Annotated in this window: 27 protein-coding genes and 1 pseudogene; 5 read left to right on the top strand and 23 right to left on the bottom strand. The window is 38.0% G+C overall.

All coding sequences use genetic code 11. The features are described from left to right. Positions 1-40: 40 nt before the first annotated feature. Both FXV78_RS11285 and FXV78_RS11280 read right to left on the bottom strand, forming a co-directional pair. Complete coding sequence (locus FXV78_RS11285; RefSeq protein WP_004844683.1) at positions 41-1,219, bottom strand: sensor histidine kinase; 1,179 nt, start codon at positions 1,217-1,219, stop codon at positions 41-43. Next, the gene (locus FXV78_RS11280; RefSeq protein WP_014080778.1) at positions 1,207-1,881 is read right to left on the bottom strand and encodes a response regulator transcription factor; all 675 of its coding nucleotides are present in this window, start codon (positions 1,879-1,881) and stop codon (positions 1,207-1,209) included. Before FXV78_RS11280 ends, FXV78_RS11285 begins: the two co-directional genes overlap by 13 nt. Before the next feature lie 220 nt (positions 1,882-2,101). Here FXV78_RS11280 and FXV78_RS11275 point away from each other — a divergent pair, with 220 nt between their 5' ends. From FXV78_RS11275 to FXV78_RS11265, 3 genes are all read left to right on the top strand, one after another. Beyond that, positions 2,102-3,019, top strand: a complete 918-nt coding sequence (locus FXV78_RS11275; RefSeq protein ID WP_039960149.1) for a ParM/StbA family protein — start codon at positions 2,102-2,104, stop codon at positions 3,017-3,019. A 3-nt stretch (positions 3,020-3,022) separates the two neighbouring features. After that, on the top strand, positions 3,023-3,394 hold the full coding sequence (locus tag FXV78_RS11270) for a hypothetical protein (RefSeq protein WP_004844685.1): 372 nt from the start codon (positions 3,023-3,025) through the stop codon (positions 3,392-3,394). Between the two features lie 100 nt (positions 3,395-3,494). Continuing rightward, a complete protein-coding gene (locus tag FXV78_RS11265) occupies positions 3,495-4,568 on the top strand; it encodes an IS4 family transposase (RefSeq protein WP_233447373.1) in 1,074 nt (357 codons plus the stop codon). A 660-nt stretch (positions 4,569-5,228) separates the two neighbouring features. Here the strand turns inward: FXV78_RS11265 and tnpA are convergent. The 7 genes and pseudogenes from tnpA to FXV78_RS11225 all read right to left on the bottom strand — a co-directional run bounded on the left by tnpA (position 5,229) and on the right by FXV78_RS11225 (position 9,262). Beyond that, positions 5,229-5,642, bottom strand: a complete 414-nt coding sequence (gene tnpA / locus FXV78_RS11260) for an IS66 family insertion sequence element accessory protein TnpA (RefSeq protein ID WP_039960150.1) — start codon at positions 5,640-5,642, stop codon at positions 5,229-5,231. A gap of 202 nt (positions 5,643-5,844) precedes the next feature. Then, positions 5,845-6,267 carry a hypothetical protein gene (locus FXV78_RS11255; protein ID WP_039960151.1) on the bottom strand — a complete coding sequence of 141 codons (423 nt, stop codon included), beginning with the start codon at positions 6,265-6,267 and terminating at the stop codon, positions 5,845-5,847. A gap of 116 nt (positions 6,268-6,383) precedes the next feature. Continuing rightward, a pseudogene (locus FXV78_RS11245) lies at positions 6,384-6,978 on the bottom strand (IS66 family transposase); the annotation flags it as partial. 83 nt (positions 6,979-7,061) lie between these two features. Further along, the gene (locus FXV78_RS11240; RefSeq protein WP_243133487.1) at positions 7,062-7,883 is read right to left on the bottom strand and encodes an IS3 family transposase; all 822 of its coding nucleotides are present in this window, start codon (positions 7,881-7,883) and stop codon (positions 7,062-7,064) included. Further along, positions 7,873-8,220, bottom strand: a complete 348-nt coding sequence (locus FXV78_RS18275; protein WP_004615306.1) for a transposase — start codon at positions 8,218-8,220, stop codon at positions 7,873-7,875. The genes FXV78_RS11240 and FXV78_RS18275 overlap by 11 nt, the downstream gene beginning before the upstream one ends. A gap of 402 nt (positions 8,221-8,622) precedes the next feature. Further along, entirely contained in the window at positions 8,623-9,051 is a 429-nt protein-coding gene (locus tag FXV78_RS11230) for an amidase domain-containing protein (protein WP_233447416.1), read from the bottom strand. Next, positions 9,038-9,262: a hypothetical protein gene (locus FXV78_RS11225; protein ID WP_105084816.1), complete on the bottom strand. Its 225-nt coding sequence runs from the start codon at positions 9,260-9,262 to the stop codon at positions 9,038-9,040. Before FXV78_RS11225 ends, FXV78_RS11230 begins: the two co-directional genes overlap by 14 nt. Positions 9,263-9,648: 386 nt before the next feature. Between FXV78_RS11225 and FXV78_RS11220 the strand changes: the two genes are divergently transcribed. Together FXV78_RS11220 and FXV78_RS11215 are read left to right on the top strand one after the other, a co-directional pair. Beyond that, a complete protein-coding gene (locus tag FXV78_RS11220) occupies positions 9,649-10,158 on the top strand; it encodes a helix-turn-helix domain-containing protein (RefSeq protein ID WP_004614566.1) in 510 nt (169 codons plus the stop codon). After that, complete coding sequence (locus FXV78_RS11215; RefSeq protein ID WP_114149247.1) at positions 10,128-10,799, top strand: IS630 family transposase; 672 nt, start codon at positions 10,128-10,130, stop codon at positions 10,797-10,799. Before FXV78_RS11220 ends, FXV78_RS11215 begins: the two co-directional genes overlap by 31 nt. 83 nt (positions 10,800-10,882) lie before the next feature. On the opposite strand, the gene FXV78_RS11210 is transcribed toward FXV78_RS11215, so the two are convergent. The 14 genes from FXV78_RS11210 to FXV78_RS11145 all read right to left on the bottom strand — a co-directional run bounded on the left by FXV78_RS11210 (position 10,883) and on the right by FXV78_RS11145 (position 22,687). Continuing rightward, positions 10,883-11,119, bottom strand: a complete 237-nt coding sequence (locus FXV78_RS11210) for a hypothetical protein (RefSeq protein WP_004844697.1) — start codon at positions 11,117-11,119, stop codon at positions 10,883-10,885. Then, entirely contained in the window at positions 11,119-11,688 is a 570-nt protein-coding gene (locus tag FXV78_RS11205; protein WP_004844698.1) for a hypothetical protein, read from the bottom strand. Before FXV78_RS11205 ends, FXV78_RS11210 begins: the two co-directional genes overlap by 1 nt. 22 nt (positions 11,689-11,710) lie before the next feature. Beyond that, positions 11,711-12,268, bottom strand: coding sequence for a hypothetical protein (locus FXV78_RS11200; protein ID WP_004844699.1), 558 nt, complete (start codon positions 12,266-12,268; stop codon positions 11,711-11,713). A gap of 13 nt (positions 12,269-12,281) precedes the next feature. Then, positions 12,282-12,923: an ABC transporter ATP-binding protein gene (locus FXV78_RS11195; RefSeq protein WP_004844700.1), complete on the bottom strand. Its 642-nt coding sequence runs from the start codon at positions 12,921-12,923 to the stop codon at positions 12,282-12,284. Positions 12,924-12,948: 25 nt separating this feature from the next. Then, on the bottom strand, positions 12,949-13,860 hold the full coding sequence (locus tag FXV78_RS11190) for a hypothetical protein (protein ID WP_004844701.1): 912 nt from the start codon (positions 13,858-13,860) through the stop codon (positions 12,949-12,951). Between the two features lie 157 nt (positions 13,861-14,017). Beyond that, complete coding sequence (locus FXV78_RS11185) at positions 14,018-14,671, bottom strand: ATP-binding cassette domain-containing protein (protein WP_004844702.1); 654 nt, start codon at positions 14,669-14,671, stop codon at positions 14,018-14,020. Between the two features lie 74 nt (positions 14,672-14,745). Further along, the gene (locus FXV78_RS11180; protein ID WP_004844586.1) at positions 14,746-16,254 is read right to left on the bottom strand and encodes a MarR family transcriptional regulator; all 1,509 of its coding nucleotides are present in this window, start codon (positions 16,252-16,254) and stop codon (positions 14,746-14,748) included. Further along, complete coding sequence (locus FXV78_RS11175; RefSeq protein ID WP_004844704.1) at positions 16,191-17,390, bottom strand: ABC transporter ATP-binding protein; 1,200 nt, start codon at positions 17,388-17,390, stop codon at positions 16,191-16,193. The genes FXV78_RS11180 and FXV78_RS11175 overlap by 64 nt, the downstream gene beginning before the upstream one ends. Further along, on the bottom strand, positions 17,383-18,111 hold the full coding sequence (locus FXV78_RS11170; protein ID WP_278285830.1) for an ABC transporter ATP-binding protein: 729 nt from the start codon (positions 18,109-18,111) through the stop codon (positions 17,383-17,385). Before FXV78_RS11170 ends, FXV78_RS11175 begins: the two co-directional genes overlap by 8 nt. A 70-nt stretch (positions 18,112-18,181) precedes the next feature. Continuing rightward, the gene (locus tag FXV78_RS11165; RefSeq protein WP_004844706.1) at positions 18,182-18,892 is read right to left on the bottom strand and encodes a hypothetical protein; all 711 of its coding nucleotides are present in this window, start codon (positions 18,890-18,892) and stop codon (positions 18,182-18,184) included. Beyond that, complete coding sequence (locus tag FXV78_RS11160; RefSeq protein WP_004844707.1) at positions 18,876-19,808, bottom strand: nucleotidyl transferase AbiEii/AbiGii toxin family protein; 933 nt, start codon at positions 19,806-19,808, stop codon at positions 18,876-18,878. Before FXV78_RS11160 ends, FXV78_RS11165 begins: the two co-directional genes overlap by 17 nt. After that, entirely contained in the window at positions 19,808-20,416 is a 609-nt protein-coding gene (locus FXV78_RS11155; protein WP_004844708.1) for a type IV toxin-antitoxin system AbiEi family antitoxin domain-containing protein, read from the bottom strand. The genes FXV78_RS11160 and FXV78_RS11155 overlap by 1 nt, the downstream gene beginning before the upstream one ends. A gap of 240 nt (positions 20,417-20,656) precedes the next feature. Then, positions 20,657-22,336, bottom strand: coding sequence for a 23S rRNA (uracil(1939)-C(5))-methyltransferase RlmD (gene rlmD / locus FXV78_RS11150; protein WP_004844709.1), 1,680 nt, complete (start codon positions 22,334-22,336; stop codon positions 20,657-20,659). A gap of 111 nt (positions 22,337-22,447) precedes the next feature. Continuing rightward, complete coding sequence (locus FXV78_RS11145; protein WP_004844711.1) at positions 22,448-22,687, bottom strand: hypothetical protein; 240 nt, start codon at positions 22,685-22,687, stop codon at positions 22,448-22,450. Positions 22,688-22,756: the final 69 nt, after the last annotated feature.

Raw genomic sequence — 22,756 nt, 5'->3', positions numbered from 1 at the left:
AAAACCACTTTATTTGTGATTTCAGCCTTATAAAGTATTTTTATTCAGCTTTGAAAAGAGCTTCTACATGAGCACCGCCTTGTCTGGCATTATATATTTTCAAATTTCCTCCATGCTTTTCACAGAAAATACGAGAAATATACATACCAAGGCCAAAATGCTTTAAATCATCTTGTGGATTCTTATGATAAAATGGTTCTGTTACTTTTTCCTCAGTATCCACAAATCCTATTCCATCATCTTCAACAGAAATTATAAGAAAACCATCCTTTTTCTTTATCTGCAAAGCAATACTTTTTTGTGCATATCGAACCGCATTTTCCAGTAAGTTGTCTGTCACTTCCATGACAAGTTCCTCATCCACTTTCACAATGTTTTGTTCCTGCACTCTTTCTACCTTACATAATTTACTTTCCTTCTTGGACAGCATGGCAGCTTCTGCCTCAATCTTTTTTGCCAGTTCCGATAATTCTATCTCTGAGCATTGCAGTTCCCTCTGTTCTAAATGGGACATTTTTCTCATGTTTTCCGTGAAATGTTCTATACGGTCAATCTGATACATGCCTGTTTGTAAGATATCAATAACATCCTCTGTTTTTATACTCTCAGCAGAAACAAACTCTAAGAGCATTTCCTGATACCCACGCAATATGGAAAGTGGAGAACGTATATCATGTGCAATTGCATTCCGCAAAGCCTTCTCGTCATCAATCATCCTCCACATCTTTCTGTTGTTATCTGCTAAGGCACTTCGCATCATTTCAAATTCTTTACACAAAGTTCCCATCTCATCTTTATTTTCATAGGATACATGAAAATCCAGTTCATTATCTGCAATCATTTGTGAGGCATCTTTTAGTTCCTGTAGAGGTGTCTTTAACTTATTTTTATAAAAAAAGAATACCGCAGCAACACTCCCAACAATCGAAAAAATCAGTACCGAATATGTTTCCATAAAGTCACACATTTCCGAAAGATGATAGTCCAAACGATTCATCTGCGATTGATTAGGTCTTGATATCTCAATCTCGTATTTCTTTCCATATTGCTGAAACACGTCCGTATAATCTGCATAATCAATATATTTTTCCCATATTTTATTCTGCATATTTCTTGCAAAATGAACTGTAAATCCAGATAACAGAAATGCTGCCGTTAAGCTGATCACAAAATAAAGCAGAATTGTTTTTTTCAGTGACAAGTTTCTTATTTTTTCCATCGGTATCCAATCCCCCATACAGTTTCTATGTATTCTTTTTCTGAATAATCCGCTATTTTTTTCCTTATACGCCGTACTAATTCCGTTATCGTTCTACTGTCCCCTTCCGCATCATATCCACAGACTTGTGCATATATACGTTCTTTATCAAACACCTGCCCTGGATGCATGGATAAGAATTCAATAATCTGATATTCAATTTTTGTGAACTCCATCCTGTGTCCAGCTATAGCTACTATTTTTTCAGAATAATCAATCAGCATTTCATCCATGAAACGGTATTCCGTTTTTTGTTGATGCCTTTCTTCTCTCTTTATGTTTGTAACAATCCTCGCTTCCAACTCCCGAAGACTAAATGGTTTCGTAATATAATCATCCCCACCTGAAAGCAACCCATTAATTTTATCATCTTCGTCAACTCTTGCTGTTAGAAATAAAATTGGACATAACACTTTACTGCGTATCAGACGACATACTTCAATCCCATCCATGCGTGGCATATTGATATCCAACAAAATAATATCCGGTTTCATTTTTATTTTATTTAATGCTTCCATTCCATCTGTAGCCGTAATGGTTTCATATTGTTTCATATTAAAATAACTACAAAGCATTTTCACCAATTCTTTATCATCATCGACAACTAAAATCTTGTATTTCATCCAAACCACCTCCAGTATCCATATTATACGATAAAAAACAATGAAATCACAACAAGAGTACATGAAGAACGTAAGCACAATATATCTTTTTTCTCAATTCCTGCTCAATTTCCCCTCAATGCCTTTTTCCTCCGATTTTCGTATGCTTATCCCACAGCAAAGCAGTACCACACCGGTACGACCTGCTGAATCAATCAATACGAAAACGGAGGTATTTTTTATGCGAGAACTCAGAAACACAAAAATCATTGCTGTAGATCATGGCTACGGCAATATGAAAACAGCAAACACCGTCACCCCAACCGGCATCAAAGCCTATGAAACTGAACCAATCTTCACCGGGAATATTCTGGAATACAACGGCATTTACTACCGGATCGGCGAAGGACACAAAGAATTTATCCCGGATAAAGCTATGGACGAAGAATATTATCTTCTGACGCTAATGGCTATTGCAAGGGAACTGAATGTCTTTTCCATCCGTGAAGCAGATGTTCATCTGGCTGCCGGACTTCCTCTGACATGGATCAGAAATCAAAGAGAAGCTTTTCGTTCCTATCTGCTCCAGAATCCAGAAGTCCATTACCGTTTTAACAGCAAAGAGTATCATCTCCGCTTTGTGGGATGCAGCCTTTACCCACAGGGATATCCTGCTATCGTAAACCAGCTTGGAGATTTCAAGGGAACCAATCTCCTTGCAGATATCGGAAACGGAACCATGAACATTCTGTATATCAACAATAAGAAAGCACAGGAAAACCAATGCTGGACAGAAAAACTTGGTGTAAACCAATGCATGATTGCTGCAAAGAACGCTGTTCTGGACAAATTTGGAGTGAAGATTGAAGAATCCACAGTAGAACAGATTCTGCGGTTTAGAACAGCTGACATTTCAGCGCCATATCTGGATTGTATCAGTTCTATTGCCAGACAGTATGTGGCAGAACTTTTTTCCACGCTCCGCAAATATGAATACAATCCTGACCTGATGCGCCTGTATGTGGTTGGCGGCGGTGGATGCCTGATCCGTAACTTCGGAACTTATGACAAATCACGAGTCACCATCATTGATGACATCTGCGCCACCGCCAAAGGTTACGAATCTCTGGCTTATATGAGCCTGAAAAGGAGGGGATAAACCATGCAGAACAATATCCGCAACACAAACCTGCGATTTAATCTGGACAAAGCTCAACAGCGGAAAGCCTGGGAATATTTACAGACGATGGACAGACAGGATTTTAAATCTTACAGTCAGGTAATCTCTCTTGCACTGGTAGATTATTTTGACCGCTACTACCGCACACAGGCTGATCCTTATCTGGAAACAAGAGAACGGGAAGAACTTTTTGTGAAACAGATTGTAGATGCAGTGGAAAACAATCTGAAACAGGCATTGCCACTTTTTCTTTCCGGACTGACTGCAGGCATGATGCAAAGGGAGCCCCAAATCAGGCAATGTCATTTAGTTAAGACATTGAGTCGGCAGCCTCTTGCAGAGCAAGGTATATAAAAATATATACCCTGCTCTTTTTTTGTAAAAAATCCTTGACAAATATAGAAAAATTTGCGGCGAAGCCACTTAAATGTATTACATTTTGGAGGTAACGCTTATGATATTTGCGGAACATGTAAAAAACAAATTGTCATCTTTAATCCATAAAATGGCGACCGCCCCATGGTTGTTTTCAAAAAATCCAGAAGTTGATTTTTCACGGAACAGAAAACTTGATTTTGTATCTACAATTCAATTTCTTCTTTCTATGGAAAGTGGAAGCTTAAAAAAAGAATTGCTGGATTATTTCCAGTTCTCTGTCGATACCCCGTCTGCTTCAGCGTTCTGTCAACAGAGAAACAAACTACTTCTGGAGGCATTCCAGTTTTTGTTTTATGAATTTAATTCTTGTTTCTCATTCGAAAAAAAGTATAAGGATTATCAACTATTAGCTTGTGATGGCTCAGATTTGAACATTGCCCGTAATCCAAACGATGCAGGCACTTATTTTCAGTCTCAACCAACTGATCGGGGATTTAATCAGATTCATCTGAATGCTCTTTTCGACCTGTGCGAGAAGCGATATATTGATCTTGTGATACAACCTGCAAGGCTAGAAAACGAATCATTGGCAATGACACAAATGATTGACCGTTATAAAGGAGAGAAAAAAACAATTTTTATCGCAGACAGAGGATATGAAACATATAATATTTTTGCGCATGTCCAAGAAAAAGGAATGTATTATCTGATTCGTGTAAAGGATGGCGGTGGGGGAAGCATGACAGGAAGTTTTGACCTTCCTGATGAAAATGAGTTTGACCACGACATGCAACTTATATTAACCCGAAAACAGACAAAAGATGTGAAAGCTAAACCCAAAAAATTTAAATTTATTGCAAAATCCAGTCCATTTGACTATCTGGATTTATATGACAAAAAATTTTATACGTTGAATTTTAGAGTAGTAAGGTTTGCCATTTCAGAAGATTCGTATGAAAGTATAATTACCAATCTTCCAAAGGAAGATTTTCCAGTAGAAGAAATAAAGAAGGTTTATGCAATGCGATGGCATCGAAACATCGTTCAGGGAATTGAAATATGCTATCGGATTATGTTGCTTTCATTCAAAAAAGATGGAGTATATCATGCAAGAAATATACGCACGTTTAATCCTTTACAATTATTGTGAGCTCATTACAATGCATGTAATAATCCAACAAAAAGGTACAAAACATGTTTATCAAATGAATTACACAATAGCAATTCATATATGTCGTTATTTCCTGCGAAATGACATTTCCCCACCTGACGTTGAGACGCTGATACAGAAGAATCTTTTACCTGTAAGACCCGGGCGTTCCGACCCTCGCAAAGTCAAGCCTAAGTCAGCAGTAAGTTTTCTGTATCGAGTTGCATAACATCGATAAAAGTATATCGTTAATTTAGGCAGATAGCAATCTGTCTTTTTGTGCTGCATAAATATAAGAGCAAGTTTTTATAAAAGAAAAATCAGGCAAAGATAGTGAATTTTCTACCTCTGCCTGATAGGAATACATCTGCTTAATGTCTTAACTAAATGACATAACATTGTTTGTGGGACAGCCGGCTTGAACTGCATTGTTTACGTTTGGTCAGATACGCTAATAATTGTTGCACTATGATGTTGTATTGGTTCATGAAACCACCTCCTATTTTTGATGGTTTCATTGTTCCATAAACTAATTTTTTTATCCTCATCTTTTTCAAAAAAGATACTGTAAAATCAATGTTTTTTACAAAAGATGAGGATAAAAATTTCATGTTTATAAGCCTGTTACGATATAAATCTCATCGGCAGCTGTGATATCGCCTAACATTTCAGCTCCTTCATAATACGAAGGGTCTGATCCAAACGCTGTGGATCTGTTCCATTTGGGATAGTTAGAAGAAAACTTCCAACAAACAATTTCATTGGCTCTGTTACAGAAATGCTGTTTCTTTCCCCAGATGTTGGAAGCATATCCAATGGCTGTTCATACGAGAGCATACCAGTATCATGAAAATCCACTCTGACAACTTCCTGACTTTCCGGAGCGCTATGGCTGCGTCCGGTTGATGCCGGTAAATCCATACAACTTTTTTGACATAATCGTTTTACCCAGTTGTAAAAAGTTCCTGGTTTGATGTCATGTTCCACACACCATTGATGATCTGTCAATCCACTTTGACGGCATTCCATGATGAGACGATATTGTTCTTCTGCAGGTATTCTTTTGCTTCTCATGAGCAGTCCTCCATAAATCGAATCGAGTAAAATGCTCGCACCTATCATTTCTAGCAACAGAAGATGAAGTAAAGTGCTTGCATTCTCTATTAATTATTATGGACTGAATTTTAGGTCAGCACAATCCGTCGAATTATTTTGCGCTTACGAATCATGGTTTTTGCAACAGGAATATTCAACTTTCCAAATAAATGATATAAGATTAGCCTCCTTGAACATAGTAGCTGTAGTGCCATTTGTCATTTTCACGAGTTACTTCGAAAAAATTAAAGCTATGATCAGGGAGATTTTGATTAATTCGGTATAAAAAAGGATTTAATTTTTCTGGTACTGCTTCTTGCTTATTACTTTTTATAATATCAAGTTGTTTGATATTTAAGTCTTGCCAAAATTTAAAATTTAGAAAATAAAAATAATCAAACGAACATGGTTTATGATATTTCCTTTTTAATAAATCAGGTGTATAAGACTGATCAATAGAGTTGTTAATACTTTCTGTAGGATTTCCAATTTCAATTCCCCCCCTGCATATCAAAATAGGAGAAAGAGAAAAAGCATAAGATATTCCTATGATTAACAATGCACTAAATATTATTTTTCTATAATTTTTCTTTAATTTAGACATAATTATTATAACTCCATATCGTAACTGCGAAATAATGTTGCAGTAAAATTTAAAATTACCCCAGCCCTTCGTGAGTTGGAGTAATTCACTATAATTCACATGCCATTTTTGATAGACTAGAGTTTTTTACTCCAAGGTGCAAGTTCTGCCAGCTGTTCATCAGTCATATCTTTACTTTTCCGATGCTCCAGCAGAAATTTGAGATATCCGTAAATATTCAGGCCGTGTGCTTTTGCCATATCAACCCTTGTGTAGACTACCGCACTGGCATTCGCTCCGTCCACGGAACTACTGAACAGCTAGTTCTTCCGTCCTACTGCAAATGGACGGATCACATTCTCGATGAGATTATTGGTAAAGCTGCAGACCCATCCTCCAGATAGATCTCTGCTGTATCGCGCCGGTTGAGAACGTAATTCACCGATTTATCCATCCAGGTATTACGGACAGGCTTCTGCTGATCGATCCACGACCAGAAAGCCTCCAGAACAGGTTTTTTCTTCTCGAGACGCAGCTGTTTCCGCTTTTCATAATCACTGGGATGCTTTTTGTTAATAGAATCCTCAATGACGAATAACCAGTTGCAGTACTGGACTCCCTGCACTGCCGGCTGGCTGTAATCGTACTGCTTACCTTTGGGGACAGCATTAATAAAGTATCGCCAGATATGTGCCCAGCAGGAACAACCCTAATCCCCGGCAGATTGTTATATAGTGGTTCAGTTGTCAAGACAAAAATCTAAGCTTTTTATAATGAACTGATATATGTAACTGGGTAGGGGAGAAAATCCCCCCTTAGGCTGCATGATCATCCAGTAACAGAATCGGATAATAGCAGGATGCCGGTGTTTGATTATTGAGTGCAGAATGACAACGTTCAAAGTTGTAAGTGTGCACATATTTACCGATTGCCTTCCGTGCTTCTCTGATATTGTTATATTGGGTCAGATATGCTTCCTCGTACTTGAAGCTTCGGAACCATCGTTCAATCATGATATTGTCAGCCCACCGGCTTTTACCATCCATGCTTTGACGGATCTGGTTCTCTTTGAGGAAATTCATGTACTCATTGCTTGTAAACTGACAGCCCTGATCTGAATTCAGGATAACAGGTTTTGCCACTATAAACGCCTTTTTTAACGCAGTTATGACCATTCTGGTATCCAGAGTATCATCGACTTCCCAGCCAACGATACAGCGGCTGTACCAGTCAATCACAGCGGTCAGATACAGAAATCCACGCTTAATGGGGATGTATGTAATGTCGATTGACCATGCCTGATTTGGACGGTCGATAACGGCGTTACGTAGCAGATACGGGCAGACTTTAGCCTGTCGCATACGTTTAGAAAGGTTCATTTTTGGATAAATTGGATCAATCCCCATTTCATTCATATAACGGCGCGTTTTCCGGCGACCAACCTGATGCCCACGCTTCTTCAGTTGAGCAGACAGTTGTCGTGCTCCCCAGGCCGGATTAGCCGTGTGTAATCGATCTATGATCGATTTGCAATCCAACTCCTCCTGAGATATGGGCATGCCCTTGTAATAAACACTGGTACGATTGATATCAAGAAGTGTAGCTCCTGTTTTAACTGGAAGTTCTTTAGTCTTCAAAAGGTTTTGGACTAAATTTACTCTCGTAGTCAGGTCCAAGTGTTTCTTCAGATTTTTTTTTCAACCAATCCACCTGCATGGTGAGCTGGCCAACTTTTTTCGCATATTCAGCTTTTTCCTTGCGTTCTAAAGCGAGTTTTTCTTTCAGATTATCCTCTCGTGTGTCATTAAAAACCACGGATGCTTTATCGAGGAACTCCTTCTTCCAGTTGCGGAGAAGATTCGGCTGAATATTGTTTTCGGTTGCGATTGTATTTAAGTCTTTTTCTCCTTTGAGCAGTTCAATCACTAATTCTGATTTGAATTTGGCAGAGAAATTTCTTCTTGTTCGAGACATAATAATAATCCTTCTAGTGAATAGAAATGAATCTGCATCTAGGATGCTGTATGCTGTTCCGGAACAATGTCAATTGGGATCACGCACTGTTTCGGATGAGGAATCTCAAGATGAACATAATTCGCTACTGGAATCTGTTCCGTTGTCACTTTCCGACAGTGACTTCCCCAGTTATAAAAGTGCTTACTGAAATGTCGTTTTCACGACACCAATCAGCATCTGTCATGCCGCTGTAGCGGCATTCATTGATAAGCCCGTGTGCCGCCATCGAAACACGGGCTTTGTGAGTACCTGTCATACCCTATCCTCTATAATTGTAGTAAAATAGTCTAAATATCTATCAACTACGATTATAGGGGAACTGAACTTGTGGATTAGGAACTCCGCAGAAATATTTGGCGCTTACGGCATATCTACTATATAAACCTTGTTAGTGTCAAAAGTAGTGCTGTCTACACGACTGTTAAAATTAACATTAAAATAATTCGGTGTATGCTGTGTACAACTTATTTCTGCCAGCATGTTTTTGGATTGAACAAATTGTGTATGATACCATTCATAAGTGTCAGAATTCTTCCATACTAAGAAGTCACCCTCATCAGCATAAGCGTTTACTTCGGTTGCATCAGTGCAAACCTCACCCAAATAGCCCCTTATAAGTGACCAATACTGTACAAAACCTGAAGCCTGAATCCAAATTAAATTACCTGTAGGATACAAATCGCCATTATAATGCCAATCTGGATTTGGATCAAAACCGCCTTCTCGCAAAATGTGTGAAGCGAAATTTGTACAATCGCTCAAATATACACGATAGCTAAAGTCTGGAATAATTGCATGAGCTCTTGCATATTCTTTTGCGTTGATAAGAGCGTAAGCTTCTTTTGGCTGTATACGTCACTTCTAAGGGCAATCTACTTTCATATGTATTCTGGCATGTATACACACTGTTAACTTCCGATATATTTTCTTCTGCCATTACTGTAGATGTTCCCGAAACCCAAATCGTTAAGCCTAAAATAAGAGCTATTCCTTTCTTCATAATCATTTCCTCCTCTTATAAATCAAAAATCGGCATAGAATGCTATTCCTTTATTTTAAAAATTTTTACCATGCTGCATCTCTATTTCAATATTTTGACTTTTAAGTGCAAATTTTTGACCTTAAAAGTCAAATAAATCAAATTGATTCGTAACTACTCGATAACGCTTACCTTGAAAAATTAAGCACCGCCAATCCTGACAATCACTGGTTCCCTAGCTTTCGAATTTCTTCCGGTAGTTTTACAAGTCATGGCAACAGATTTTTCAGGAAAGCGTGATCTGTATTTAATATAATTTAGTGTACTGTATTGTTGACATTTAACTAAATATTTATAGCTATTATAGCCGCTTCATGTTAAAATAAAAGAAAACGGCGGTGATTTATATGGCAAGACCAAGAAAATATGTCATTAAACTTACAGATGATGAATTGAAGACATTAAAATCTATAATTCGCAAAAGTAATACATCTAAAACTATTCGAAGCAGATGCCAGATTATTATTGATTTGGATGAGGCTCATGGGAAAGTATTAACCCATGAGCAATCCGCAAGATCAAATGGTGTTTGCCTGACAACTGTAACGAATACAGTGACCAAATATTTTTCCGGTGGCATTGAAGCGGTTACCGAGTTCAAAAGAAATATCAATTCCGACAATGCAAGGCGTATCCTTGATGGACGTGCAGAAGCACGTATTATTGAACTTGCCTGCGGTCCTGTTCCAGAAGGTCATTCCAGATGGACTTTGCGTCTGCTGGAAAAAGAAGCCAAAGTAGTGCTTGATACACCGGTTAGCAAAGATGCTATCCGTAGAGCCTTAAAAAAAACAAACTTCGACCTCACAAAAATGAATACTGGTGCATTCCCTCAAGAGAGGACGCAGAATTTATAGCTTGTATGGAGGATGTTCTCGATGTATACGAACTTCCATATAACCCACAACGCCCCGTTGTTTGTATGGACGAAAAACCATATCAGTTACTTGGCGAGGCAAGATCCCCACTTCCTATGCGCCCCGGCAATGACCAGAAAGTAGATTCTGAGTATGTCAGAAATGGTACATGCAGCATTTTTGCATTCGTAGAACCGCTTGGTGGAGCTCATCATGTAAGTGTTCGGGAACATAGGACTGCAATTGACTGGGCAGAAGAAATCAAATATCTTGCCGATGTCATGTATCCAGATGTAGAAAAAATAATTCTTGTAATGGATAATCTTAATACACATAAACCAGCATCATTGTACAAACGTTACCCTGCTGATGAAGCCAGAAGAATCATGAAACGGTTGGAGATTCACTACACACCAAAACATGGCAGCTGCCTTGATATTGCAGAAATCGAACTTAACGTCATGACCAGACAATGTTTGAACAGAAGGATTGATAATATTTCAAATCTTCGTAAGGAATTATCAGCATGGGAAGTTGAACGAAATACCGTAGCCGCAAAGGTAAACTGGCAATTTCGAACGGAGGATGCAAGAATTAAATTGAATTCCTTGTATCCGACATTTACTACTGCATCTGAATAAGATGCAGTAGTAATGTTAAATATCAACGATACAGCACATTAGTTTCATCATAAATGTATAATATTTCAAATCTTTTTCAGACTCTACAATAAGAAATCTTTCTTTTGGACAAATTGCTTTTCAATCAAGACCATCCCACATATAAGAAACAGAGACATTCCCATGCCAATCCACGCATTTACTCCTGTAGACATGATTTCTTCCTGACGTATCAGCATCAAATAATTGTATACTAAAAAAGGCGTTTCAAAAAATACCGAACCGACCAGTATGATTACCATAATTAAGAAACTAATTACCACATTGATTTCCATCGCCATCACATACTGAACACATGCATTGCAACCATAACAAGATACGGCAATATAACTAAATAGATAAGCAATTGTATCGCAGAAACCTCTTGCAACTTTAATCCGTTATATTGAAACTGTAATTCTCTAGAAAGTCCCCCTATCTTAGCATCTGTACAGATTCCATAGATACCCATTGTTACATAAGTAATTACAAGATATATTGCCGTTTCCTTCAAAATCTGAAAAAACTTCAGATACCACCAATGTTTTCTCTTACCCTGACGAATAAGTTTCTGCTGTTCAAATTTCGAAAAAATCTGACTACTTTCATATCCTGTAATTGCGAAAAAGTAAATAAAATAGAATGACCACAATGAAGGAATATTAAATACTTCCTGTTCTGATGGCGGTATCGTTCCTTTAAAAAAACTGATTGCATAATCCGATAAGAAAAGGGAATAGTCTGTTTGCCGGATTTCTCCAAATATTTCAACATTTACTTGTAACCATCTGCAGTGAATACAAATTAAAATCATAAGAGGCAAATATTTTTTTATCTGTTCTGTTCGAAAAAAGTTCTGATATTTTTTCATTTTTCAATCTGCTCCTCCCAAATTACTCGAGCTGCATCATCACTTTTTCCGGATAAGAAGCAAACGTGATCCACTTTTCCCGACTTTCTATATCATTCCATTGCTTTTTTGTAAAATAGTTCGACAACAATTCGTATGGACATATCACTTCTTTTCTTTCTCCAGATTTCATAATTCCATGTCCCTGTAAACTTTCTCCAACTTCTTCCTTAAGGACACTAAAAAATAACGCTGAGATTCCCGACGATCCACCTTTTGTTTCTAAATTTAAGCTTGTCATTTCATACTTCTTATTTTCATTCGTTCGATTTTCCAAGATAAAGTGTACATTCCAAATTTTGGATTCACAAAGTGGCGTTTCTTCTGCCTTTTTATAAAGCGCGTCTCTTTCTTGATTTGTCAGCAGGTCAACTCGATCAATTTTCAGATAAATTCCTTCCTGAAATTCTACGAATTTTCCCATTTCTATTTTTTTCTCAACACTCCTTGGAAACTGACGATTGATCCGAACATACCCTACGGTAATAATTCCAACCATCAATAACAAAAATCCTGTTGTCCATATCCATTTCTTTTTCATAGTCTCACCTTACCTAACATACAATATGTTCTTTCACCTGCCCACAATCCATTCGATAAATTTCATCTGCCACAGACTCCAACACTTCTGATGTATGGCATGAAACAATTACTAGCGCTCCCCTTCCTTTTTCTTCTTTCACAATATTCCAAAGCCGTTCTTCACTCTTCTCATCCAGTGCATTTGCTGGTTCATCCAAAATTAAAATATCCGGCTTTTCCATAAGTGCCGCCGCAATTCCCAACTTTTGTTTCATCCCAAGCGAATATTTCCGATATTTTTTATGCATCACGTCTTCTAAACCAACGCGTGTCAATACGTCTTCGATTTCTTTTTTCTTCACTTGATTTCTGATTGCTGCAAGTATTTCTAAATTTTGCAAGCCTGTATAAGCTCCCAAAAATCCCGGCTTTTCAATCATCATTCCCAAACTTCGCGGAAACGACAGTTCTTTTCCAAGCTGTTCTCCATCAATGGTAACGCTGCCATCTGTAGGAATGACCAGACCACAAATCACCCGCATCAACATTGATTTTCCGCATCCATTTTTCCCTTGAAAACCGTATATTTTCCCCTTTTTCATAGAAATTGTAATATCCTTTAATACTTCATCCGCACCAATTTGTTTGCTGATATGTTTCACTTCTAAAAACATTGTTCACACCATCCTGTCTCGTCTGCTAAAAAATGTCTTGTTTCCTGATTTTCACCACACCTGCCAAATATTCTGTACCAATTATCACGATTCCCCCCAGTATCAATGTAAAAATTGACCTCGGAGAATTCCATCCTCCAAATGAAACCGAAAAGATTTGATAAAATCCTGTATTTCCCAAACGATCTGTTCCTGCCAGTACGATCAGCAAAATCCATACGGTAAACATATATCTGGGATTCCAAAATAATAAATCCAAAAAACCAAACACTATCATATATTTCAAAAAATACAGCATGCCCACTGTAATTGCCACACCCAAAAAGCCCGCATCTGCCACAGCTCCTGTTTGAGAATAAAATAAACTTCCTATTTCATTCCAGTTAATCCATACTCCCGTTAAGGAATACGCCGCAATACTTTCAATCAAAACCACTGCCAGGGCATGGTATATCGCATAGATTGCGCTTTCCATAAATTGAATCCCCAGCATCTTACTCCTGCTTCCATATCGCAGCAGTCTTTGGACATTTAAACTATCTTGTTTACATCGCATCACCAGAAAAACGGTAAACGGAAGTATCATGATCCCAAAGTTCCAGCTATTTTGCAATAAAATCAAAAAATCCGCAGTACTGATAGAAACATGATAAAATTGATATGTTTTGTTAAAACTTAAGATTCCCCAGCAAATACATACCGCATACTCTATATTTTCATTACGACCTCCAGATCCAGGTACGGAACCATATACAAGCTCAGCGATTCCATAATTCGTGATACCTGGTGGAAGGGGATAGGAAAGTGACTCGCATTTATCAAATGCTCTTAAGAAGTCATTCACCCCCGATTTGCTTGCACCCAGCTGTCTGGCAATTCCGCTTCCTGAAAGAGAAAGCGCATAATGTTTGATAATGATGTTCTTGTAGTCTAGCATACATTATTCTCCTGTAATAAATGTATTTTCATCCAATGGATGAATACACTTATTATCTCTGAGACTGTGCCAATAATCAAAGATGATGCGACCGTTCAGCTTCGCAAACTCGGCCGTTTGGATGTGCCATATGCATATAGAAGTTTTATGTTGTTACTTAACTCCTAAATACATCTGCTTGAGCCGAGTATATTTTGTAAAACTCTCCCTTTAACGCCATAAGGTTATCAAAACTCCCAATCTCTTTTATCTCTCCATCCTTAAGAAGAATAATGCAATCAGCGATTTTAACACTTGCCAAATGATGTGTAACTAAAATCGCTGTTTTATCTTTAAGTTCTTGTCTGAAAAGTGTATAATAATAATCTTCTTTAATTGGATCAATTGCTGCTGTTGGTTCATCAAGAACCAACAAAGTGGCATCTCTGTAAAATCCTCTTGCAATAGCAAGACTTTGCCATTGTCCTCCAGAGAGCTCCATATTTCCAAATTCCCTTCCAAGAATTGTCTGTAAATCAACCTTAATATCTTTAGAAAATAAATCAATTTTTGACTGAGCGCTTTCCATCTTATCAAAATCTGATATTCTAACATTTTCTTCTACGGATAACTTATATTTTGCATATTCTTGAAAAATGGCTGTTCTTCTATCTTCACTTGAAACTGTTTTACTCTTTTCTGTTATTACTTCTCCCTTATCCGGTTTATAGAGCCCCAGAATCAATTTACTCAACGTCGATTTCCCTGAACCGTTAACACCGACTAAAGCTACTTTTTCTCCCCTATTTATTTCAAAACTGATATTATCCAATGCACATTTTTTCTGATTAGGCCACTTATAAATGATTTTCTACGCAAAATGGCAAAATTTCGGCATCAGGAAAATCAAGATGTAAGCGCCGGAACAAGGATAAGGTTTTTTATCGATAAACCAGCAGCTATGATCTCTTTTCCAAGAGCCGTTATCAAATATTTATAGGATCCTGGGATTTTTTCAATCAGTCCATGGACTTTCAGACGTTTAAAGATCCTTGTCATGGCAGACGGAGTGATTTTCGGAAGATGCTGGCGGATCTGTTTTCCTTGTATCCCGAATGTCATGTATTCCCCTTTGCTGATGGCTTCCAGTACAGACAGATCACGGGAATCAAAAAAGTTGAATCCGCGATAGGTTCGTTCCTTTTCCCTCCGGGAATGACTGACTTCATCCAATTTCTTCCTGCCGCTGCTGTGATCATCAAAGGATGAGATAAATTCAAGGTATCTGTAATTCGCAGATTTCAGGATTGTGAATAACTGATATAAGCTGTAAATACTCTTTTTTAAAGGGGCTTTCCGAATATCGGATGTTCCATCCCTATGCTGAACTTCCCGCTCCACACGGAACGTACTGATATCATTGCAGGTGCTTTCAATTCGCAGTACACAGCCAAACTTGTCATACATTTTTATGGACACATCACCCATGTGGTGCTTGATCCTCGTTCCGAGGATGCGCTGATTATAGTTTGTGCCAATCTCTTTGGTACAGTTATAAGTGATTCGCTGTCCAAGGAAAGTGGCGATGTTGTCAGGCTTCACAGTATATATCGCAGTGTGGATGATTTCATCATAGATTGGTGCCAGGTATTCCGGCTTACGGAACATGATATCCGTGGCACATTCGATCTGCTGAACCGTCCAGGTATAACCCAGCCCGAGAGATTCCGGAACGGGACTGTAGCGTCTGGCAAAGACATCGAGAACTTTATGGAGCCCTTGCGGGTTGATACGGTCAGAAAGTTTCTGAGCAGTTTCAATATCGGAGATTTCAAGGAACGCGTTGTCCTGCATCCGGTAAGAAAGCTGTTTTTTATCAAGCTTATAGGCGAGCAGGTTATGACCGTTCATGTAAAACTGAAGACGGAAAGGCGGCCATGTAGGGACACGAAGATAGCAAAGGCCAAGTTCCCTGTCGATAAAATAGAAATAGTAATGAAGACACTTGCTCTGGTCAAACTTCAGGAAGGTCTTCCCAGTTGTTTTATCATGCCAGGGCCTGTAGGTATTACAGCATTCCATAGCAGAAAAGATATGGATCAGACCTTCCGTTTTTCCGGTTTCGGCAATGATGTTCTGGATGCGGTCATCTTTTCGAAAAGCATGGAGTTTTCGGATGAACTCAATTTCCATTCCATTTTCGTGAGCAATCTTTTCCGCATTCTGACGGACCTGTTCCGTAAGGGGCTGGGAGAAACTGGTGGGATAATCAAAAATACGGATACCGTTGAGTTTCATATAGGCAGTCATTGCTTCCGCATGGCTCCAGTTTGGGATATATCCCTGAATGATCATGCGGTCATAACAGGTAATGATGCCATGAATTTTATCAACGTATTTATCAGTGAGTAACATATAAAAACCCCCTTTTTCTTTAGAATAACACAAGGGGTAGAAAATAAAAATAACTTTTCCGGTTTATCCGGGTTAGGATATGTAAAACTGACATTCCGAAAGATAATCTTTGAAAAGTCTGTATAGTCATTATAAATATTAGGTACATCTTTTTCATTAATTAGCTCTATAGTGGCTTCAACCGTACCAATATTTTCAACAACTTCTCCAAAGTGGACTGAAATTAATTCATCCATCATTGAGAACATCCGCTTTAAGGTTGCAAGTATTGCTCCGAAAACACCTATAGTAATCTTCCCATGAATCATTTCTACTGATAAAAATGCAATAATCAATACCATTCCAATGAAAGTTATCAGTTTTCCAGTAATATCCCTTATCATACCCTGTGTATTTGTAGAAAAGATTTTATCCTGAAACTTCTTAAGAGATTCATAAAATTTATTAGAGAAAAAAACTTCAGCATTAAGAAATTTTAATTCTCGAACATATCTAACATTTGTAAAACACGAAATGAAGTGATTCATCTGAAGTTTATATACTGAATTTTCCTCATCCATGTCTGAGAACATCTTAATTTTTGAGAAATGAGACAACATGACCGGAAGAAAAATCAGCGGAAGAAGTATAATCATTTTCTTATCAATATTGAAGAAATACATCCCAAGAAACAAAAAATAAAGTCCATAAAATGTTACCGCATCTCCGAGAACTAGTACTAATTCAATAAGATTACCAGCACCTTTGCAGGCTCTCTCAATTTTGGATAATTCATTCAAATCGTCCAACTTAATTCTCTCTATGTTATTTATTTTCTTATGTAAACAGTCTGTTAAATTATTTACCCCTTTATCAATATAATATCCATAGAGATAATTCTGGTATCCGTTGGTTATTTCCGACAATAAAATCATAATAGCCAGTGCTACAATCGAAAAAACAATTTTTAAGTTGTTATCTCTCCCTATTGAATCGCTAAGGGTATCAATAAAAAACTGCATCAAAACAGTGCTACCAACGATTGCCATTGTCTGTAAAATACCAATAGTAAAATTCTTAATATATGTTTTCTTGTCAAGCTTGAACATGAGTTTTGTTGCTGCAACTGAAGTTTTAAAAACACCACTGTTATGCATCCTGATACCACCCTTTTTGTTTGTTATACATTTCCCTGTACAAATCACTGTTTCTCATGAGTTTCTCATGCGAACCGTGCATCTTAACCTGTCCTTCTTCCAAAAGATAAATGTCTTCCGAAGACTTCACAGAACCAAGTCTATGACTTATCAGTATACTCATTCTATTTCTGCTTAAATCTAATATTTGGTCATAAACTCTCTGTTCTGCCAAAGGATCGAGTGATGCTGTAGGTTCATCGAAGATTAGAAGTGATGCTTCGGATAAAAGTGCTCTACTGATTGCAAGCTTCTGCCATTCTCCGAGTGATAAATCTATGTTTTCTGGATATATTTTCCCAATTTTGCTGTTCAAGTTAATATCATTTGTTAGCTTATTAAAATTAAGCTTTTCAAACATATCTAGAATTTTTGTATTATCCTCGATTTCATGCTTTCTTCCAAGATTGATATTTTCCAAAAATGAAACTTGAAATTTAGAAAAATCTTGACTTACAACAGCAACTTCTGTAGAAAAATTTTCTGCTGAGAACTCCCGCAGATTGATGTCATTAATTAAAATAGTCCCTTCATAATCGCAATATAAACCTTTTATGAGCTTCACAATAGTCGATTTGCCAGCTCCATTTATTCCGATCAGTGCATACTTTCTATTTCCTTCCATTCTAAAACTACAATTCTTTAAGACATATTTTTCTGTCCCAGGATATTTAAAACTCACATTCCGAAATTGAATTGAGTTGATTGTCTCTAATGCTCTGTCTCCATATGTAACCTTTGCTCAAGTGGAACTACTCTTTTTTCGCCATTTTTATTAAATATGCTGCTGATTGTATCTGTAGAATTTCATCAAATGCTGACTTGGTCACCTCCCATTTATGCGGGGGTTCCTTAACTTTTATTAATATTTCGCCAAGCAAAGCACCTATATATCCGTCTCTATTTTCGGAAGGAATGTGACCTACATATTTAGAAAATTCATTCGATATACCGTCTATTGAAGTTTTTGCAGCTTCAATCGTAAATTTATCTAATATTTCCAAAAGGCGACTTTCGTCATAAGAGTCACCGAAAATTCTATTATATTGATTCCTGAATGTTTCTTCAGTTTTCTTAGAGGTAGCTCCTATGTCTTTTAAGCATTTTAATTTCTCAGTCTTTTTTATATTATTCCAACTATGAAACGGAGAATCACTTTTTATTGTAGCTGTAGTACTGAGTATATAATTGGAAAAGTTTTTTACACGCTCATAGTCTACATACCAATTTGCAAGTGTCTTCCAAAAATCTATATCTCTGTCCGAAATAGATGTATTCCCAAAATGATGTTTTACTTCTCTCTGAAAGCGACCACCCACATCATTTATAATGCTCACATCACCATTTGTCTCAATTTGCAGAGTATCGCCATCGTTCAATTCGAAGCAATCTCTTAAAGCTATTAGATACTGGTATATATCACCAGCTTTTTGCAATGTTGCATCATTAACTGCTCTTGTCACGGTCAATACCTCCCTTCAGATTTGACCATTTTTTCGCATTGCCTTTCCATATGTTTTGCCACTCTTTCTCATTCACTATCGTATCAAACACAGGCTCAAGAAAAGTCTGGATTTCTTCAATGACAAATGGAAACTCAAGTGTGTTATCTTTTATGGTTTTCAAAAAGAATTTCCAACGCTTCTGCATATCTTCATCATCGGCAAGTGCAACAACACGCTTAAAACTATCTCTGTCATAGGGAGTGCCACGCCGCTGTAAGGTTTCAAATATAGCTGCCTGTAATTTTGCACCCTCAAAATCGAATGTCCTTGAAAGATAATAGATGTCATAAAAATCTTTCATCCTGCCTGTCAGTTCAAAGCGTTGCAGTATGGCATCAAACTTCTCGGCAATGGTGCTTTCAAGGGAATAAGTTTTGATTACAGGTGCTTCAAAATCTGGAAGCTGAGTGTTGATTGTGCGTTCTTCGGCACGGGGGACTATAATATCGCCCACTCCTATATCAACATTAAACGGCACACGCACATTTTTTATTTGAGCAATAATTTGTGTACTGATACCGTGATATTTTCTTTGCGGAGAAATCTTTTCAAAGCCTTTTGCTCGCATTTCTATATAATCGTTACCAGTCGGCGTGTCGATGATTTTACAAATCAACTCTTTTACATCATCTATTGTATTAGAGTATCCACGGAGCAAGAAATCGACATCAATTGTTGCTCTACTTTCAAAATTAGTTAAAGTATAAATGAACAATCCACCTTTGAGTATAAGCGTATCCTCACACCCAGATTTTGATAACTTTCTCAAAAATTCTTCCTGCACAAAAAGCTGCAAACATTGCTGGTAACTGATACCAGAAGCTTTTGCTTTATTTCTCAGCTTTGCCAGAACGGAAGCTGCTATATCTGCCATTACAACCACACTCCAATCAATTCTTTTACACGCGTTTGAACACGCAAAGCTTTCGCATATTCTATAAGATTCGGTATATTCTTTTTCGGGTCCTTAACATAGCCTTGTACTGCTTTATTAAAAACCTCCTTATCTATCTTGTTCATATTTCGCAGCACATCGCAAATAGTACGGTCACGGTCATAAATGCGGACTTTGTGGAAATCAATTTCACCTTCGGTTTCGCCCAGCGTAACCAACTCTGACTCTACACGATATGCCTTTATAAACGGATAATCGATTTTTGTTCGCCGCTTAGAGACATTTTTATCTATTGCAAAGTTCCATTCGGCAGGATTTCTGTCACTGTATCTATAATAGAATAGGGCAGTCTCCATACAGAGCACTGCATCGGGAAACAATCGATTGATAATGACAACTTCGCTTTCTCCATAATCTTGAGTCCAGTGATAGTAACCTCGCCTGACTCTTTCAATCAATCCTTCATCTAAAAGTTGTTTTATATCTGCATAGTATAACTTTGAAGCTGTAAGTTCAGCAGTAGTCATAACATAATTATGACTGCTAAACAACATTCTCAGTGTCTCAATATCTTTATTCTGAAGCATATCTTCACCTCTATTTAATCGCCCCTAATCAAGTCAACGATTGGGCACTTTACTATATTATATTTGATTTTTCTCTTTAAGTCAATAATAGCAAAGTGAACGCTTTTAATTCTATCAATTAGGCAGTTTAGTATAAAATCTGTCCTCCACTTTTATAACCAAATAAAATATTGGTCAACGAAAAGACAACTATGTAAAAAAATAAGCGTACCACTATTTCTAATGATACGCCTATCCTCATTAAATCACTTCAAAATGCTTCAACGCATCCTTTATCGCTTCCACCTTCTCCGCCGTCGGATGCTTCCTCGGCTGTTTCAATTCTTCTACCGCATTAGGAGCATCGTACATTGGCAGGCCTAAATCTCTCTTTACCTCTGCGATATATGCGGTATGTACTTTGAAACCGTATTTAGCTTCTATGTACTCCTTTATCATTTTGTAGGTCACTCGCTCTTTGGGCTTGTAGCTTTCCGCTCTTTTAGCGATATTATCAAGCGGAACTTTTCCCTCACCCTCACCAAACTCAACTTTTACGTTGATATGTCCGTCTGGCTTTTTGTGGGAAAGCAGTACTACCGTCTCCACATGCACCGTCTGACAAAACTGATCCACCGCCACACTCTTCACAACCTCATATCCTCTTGCCTGTATCATCTCCAGATCCCGTGCCAGACTGGTCACTTTACAGGAAATGTAGACAATCTTGTCCACTCCGTAATCCAGGATTTTCGGCAAAGCCTTTGGATGAATCCCGTCTCTTGGCGGATCCAGGACGATCACATCCGGTTTTTCCTCAATCTCATCCAACACTTTAAATACGTCCCCGGCAATAAATTTACAGTTGGAAAGTCCGTTGTGTGCAGCATTTTCTTTGGCTGCCTCCACAGCTTCCTCGATAATCTCCACACCGATCACCTGTTTTGCCACCGGCGCCAGCACCTGCGCGATCGTCCCAGTTCCGCTGAACAAATCGAACACTGTCATATCGTTGATATCTCCGATATAATCACGAACTGTACTGTAAAGCACTTCCGCCCCTCTTGAATTTGGTTGAAAGAAAGAAAACGGCGTGATCTTGAATTCCAAATTCAACAGCTTCTCATAAAAATAGTCCTGCCCGTAAATGATTCTGGTCTCATCACTCTGAACCACATCAGAAAGAGAATCATTTAAAATATGAAGAAATCCCACGATTTTCCCTTCCAGTTCCAAATTAAGGAGTGCCTCTTTTAATGGAGACATATCGTGTTCTTCCTGTGTAGTTGTAACCAGATTGACCAGGATTTCTCCTGTGCGGTCACCTCTCCGAAGCAGCAAATGACGCAGATAGCCTGTATGCTGCATTTTCTTATAATAGCTGACATTTCGCTCCTTAAAATATTCCAGCACACAATTTAAGATTTTTGTCATGTCATCATGTACCAGCTTGCAGTCTGACGCTGTCAGCACATCATACGTGCTGCCTTTTTTATGCAGTCCCAATGTCAGAGGCCCGTCCTTATACTCGTCGCCGAACGAGAACTCCATCTTATTGCGGTATGCAAATTCTTTCGGACTTGCCTTCACTCCTTCAAAAAGATATTCACCGTTCACTGCTTCATTCAGAATGTTTTTCACCTGTTCTGCCTTCATGTCCATCTGTGCTTCATAAGACATGGTCTGGTACATACACCCTCCGCATACCGGGAAAATGCTGCACACCGGTTTTCTTGTTTCCAGCGGAGATTTCTCCAGCACTTCCAACAGGCGCCCCTCTGCATTTCCTCGCTTAAACTTATTCACACAGAATTTTACCTTCTGTCCCGGAATCCCGTTCTTTACGATCACAGATTTGCCTTCTTCTGCAACTGTGACAACTCCTTTATTGGGAAACTCCACTTTTTCTATCGTTCCTTCTAATACTTGTCCTTTTTTCATTCTCTTTTATCCTTATCTTTTCTTTGTTTTTGTAATACTTCCTGACGAAAAAAGAGACAGGGTGCAGTGTATTCCGACCACATCCTGTCTTCTGTTCTCTTTTCGTTCTGATTAAACCTGATCTTCCTCACTGAAATAATCATCGAAATCATCATCAAAATCTTCTTCGAAATCTTCCAGATAATCCGGTGTAAAGAAGCAATATACCGCATATGCGATCGCTGCCACTGCTGCAACAGCACCTACAATCGCCAATACCCAGATGACTGTCTTTTTCACTTTTTCATCATCTTTCTTTTTCAGTAATTCATTCAGTTTTGACTCTGCGATCAATTCCTCAACTTTACTCATATATTCACGTCCTTTCTCCTTGCCGCCGTACAGGTTTGCTTTTCATTATTATAACACTATCATTTTCAG

It is taken from the genome of Mediterraneibacter gnavus ATCC 29149, assembly GCF_008121495.1.
GTDB lineage: Bacteria > Bacillota > Clostridia > Lachnospirales > Lachnospiraceae > Mediterraneibacter > Mediterraneibacter gnavus.
The sequence above is the reverse complement of the archived record's forward strand: the minus strand, read 5'-3'. Positions and strand labels throughout refer to the sequence as shown.

What these genes read in the sequence shown, in the direction of transcription:
- FXV78_RS11285 (WP_004844683.1), bottom strand. Translation starts at nt 1,219, where the DNA reads ATGGAAAAAATAAGAAACTTGTCACTGAAAAAAACAATTCTGCTTTAT.
- FXV78_RS11280 (WP_014080778.1), bottom strand. Translation starts at nt 1,881, where the DNA reads ATGAAATACAAGATTTTAGTTGTCGATGATGATAAAGAATTGGTGAAA.
- FXV78_RS11275 (WP_039960149.1), top strand. Translation starts at nt 2,102, where the DNA reads ATGCGAGAACTCAGAAACACAAAAATCATTGCTGTAGATCATGGCTAC.
- FXV78_RS11270 (WP_004844685.1), top strand. Translation starts at nt 3,023, where the DNA reads ATGCAGAACAATATCCGCAACACAAACCTGCGATTTAATCTGGACAAA.
- FXV78_RS11265 (WP_233447373.1), top strand. Translation starts at nt 3,495, where the DNA reads ATGATATTTGCGGAACATGTAAAAAACAAATTGTCATCTTTAATCCAT.
- tnpA (WP_039960150.1), bottom strand. Translation starts at nt 5,642, where the DNA reads ATGAGAAGCAAAAGAATACCTGCAGAAGAACAATATCGTCTCATCATG.
- FXV78_RS11255 (WP_039960151.1), bottom strand. Translation starts at nt 6,267, where the DNA reads ATGTCTAAATTAAAGAAAAATTATAGAAAAATAATATTTAGTGCATTG.
- FXV78_RS18275 (WP_004615306.1), bottom strand. Translation starts at nt 8,220, where the DNA reads ATGTCTCGAACAAGAAGAAATTTCTCTGCCAAATTCAAATCAGAATTA.
- FXV78_RS11225 (WP_105084816.1), bottom strand. Translation starts at nt 9,262, where the DNA reads ATGAAGAAAGGAATAGCTCTTATTTTAGGCTTAACGATTTGGGTTTCG.
- FXV78_RS11220 (WP_004614566.1), top strand. Translation starts at nt 9,649, where the DNA reads ATGGCAAGACCAAGAAAATATGTCATTAAACTTACAGATGATGAATTG.
- FXV78_RS11210 (WP_004844697.1), bottom strand. Translation starts at nt 11,119, where the DNA reads ATGGCGATGGAAATCAATGTGGTAATTAGTTTCTTAATTATGGTAATC.
- FXV78_RS11205 (WP_004844698.1), bottom strand. Translation starts at nt 11,688, where the DNA reads ATGAAAAAATATCAGAACTTTTTTCGAACAGAACAGATAAAAAAATAT.
- FXV78_RS11200 (WP_004844699.1), bottom strand. Translation starts at nt 12,268, where the DNA reads ATGAAAAAGAAATGGATATGGACAACAGGATTTTTGTTATTGATGGTT.
- FXV78_RS11195 (WP_004844700.1), bottom strand. Translation starts at nt 12,923, where the DNA reads ATGTTTTTAGAAGTGAAACATATCAGCAAACAAATTGGTGCGGATGAA.
- FXV78_RS11190 (WP_004844701.1), bottom strand. Translation starts at nt 13,860, where the DNA reads ATGCTAGACTACAAGAACATCATTATCAAACATTATGCGCTTTCTCTT.
- FXV78_RS11180 (WP_004844586.1), bottom strand. Translation starts at nt 16,254, where the DNA reads ATGTTACTCACTGATAAATACGTTGATAAAATTCATGGCATCATTACC.
- FXV78_RS11175 (WP_004844704.1), bottom strand. Translation starts at nt 17,390, where the DNA reads ATGCATAACAGTGGTGTTTTTAAAACTTCAGTTGCAGCAACAAAACTC.
- FXV78_RS11160 (WP_004844707.1), bottom strand. Translation starts at nt 19,808, where the DNA reads ATGGCAGATATAGCAGCTTCCGTTCTGGCAAAGCTGAGAAATAAAGCA.
- FXV78_RS11155 (WP_004844708.1), bottom strand. Translation starts at nt 20,416, where the DNA reads ATGCTTCAGAATAAAGATATTGAGACACTGAGAATGTTGTTTAGCAGT.
- rlmD (WP_004844709.1), bottom strand. Translation starts at nt 22,336, where the DNA reads ATGAAAAAAGGACAAGTATTAGAAGGAACGATAGAAAAAGTGGAGTTT.
- FXV78_RS11145 (WP_004844711.1), bottom strand. Translation starts at nt 22,687, where the DNA reads ATGAGTAAAGTTGAGGAATTGATCGCAGAGTCAAAACTGAATGAATTA.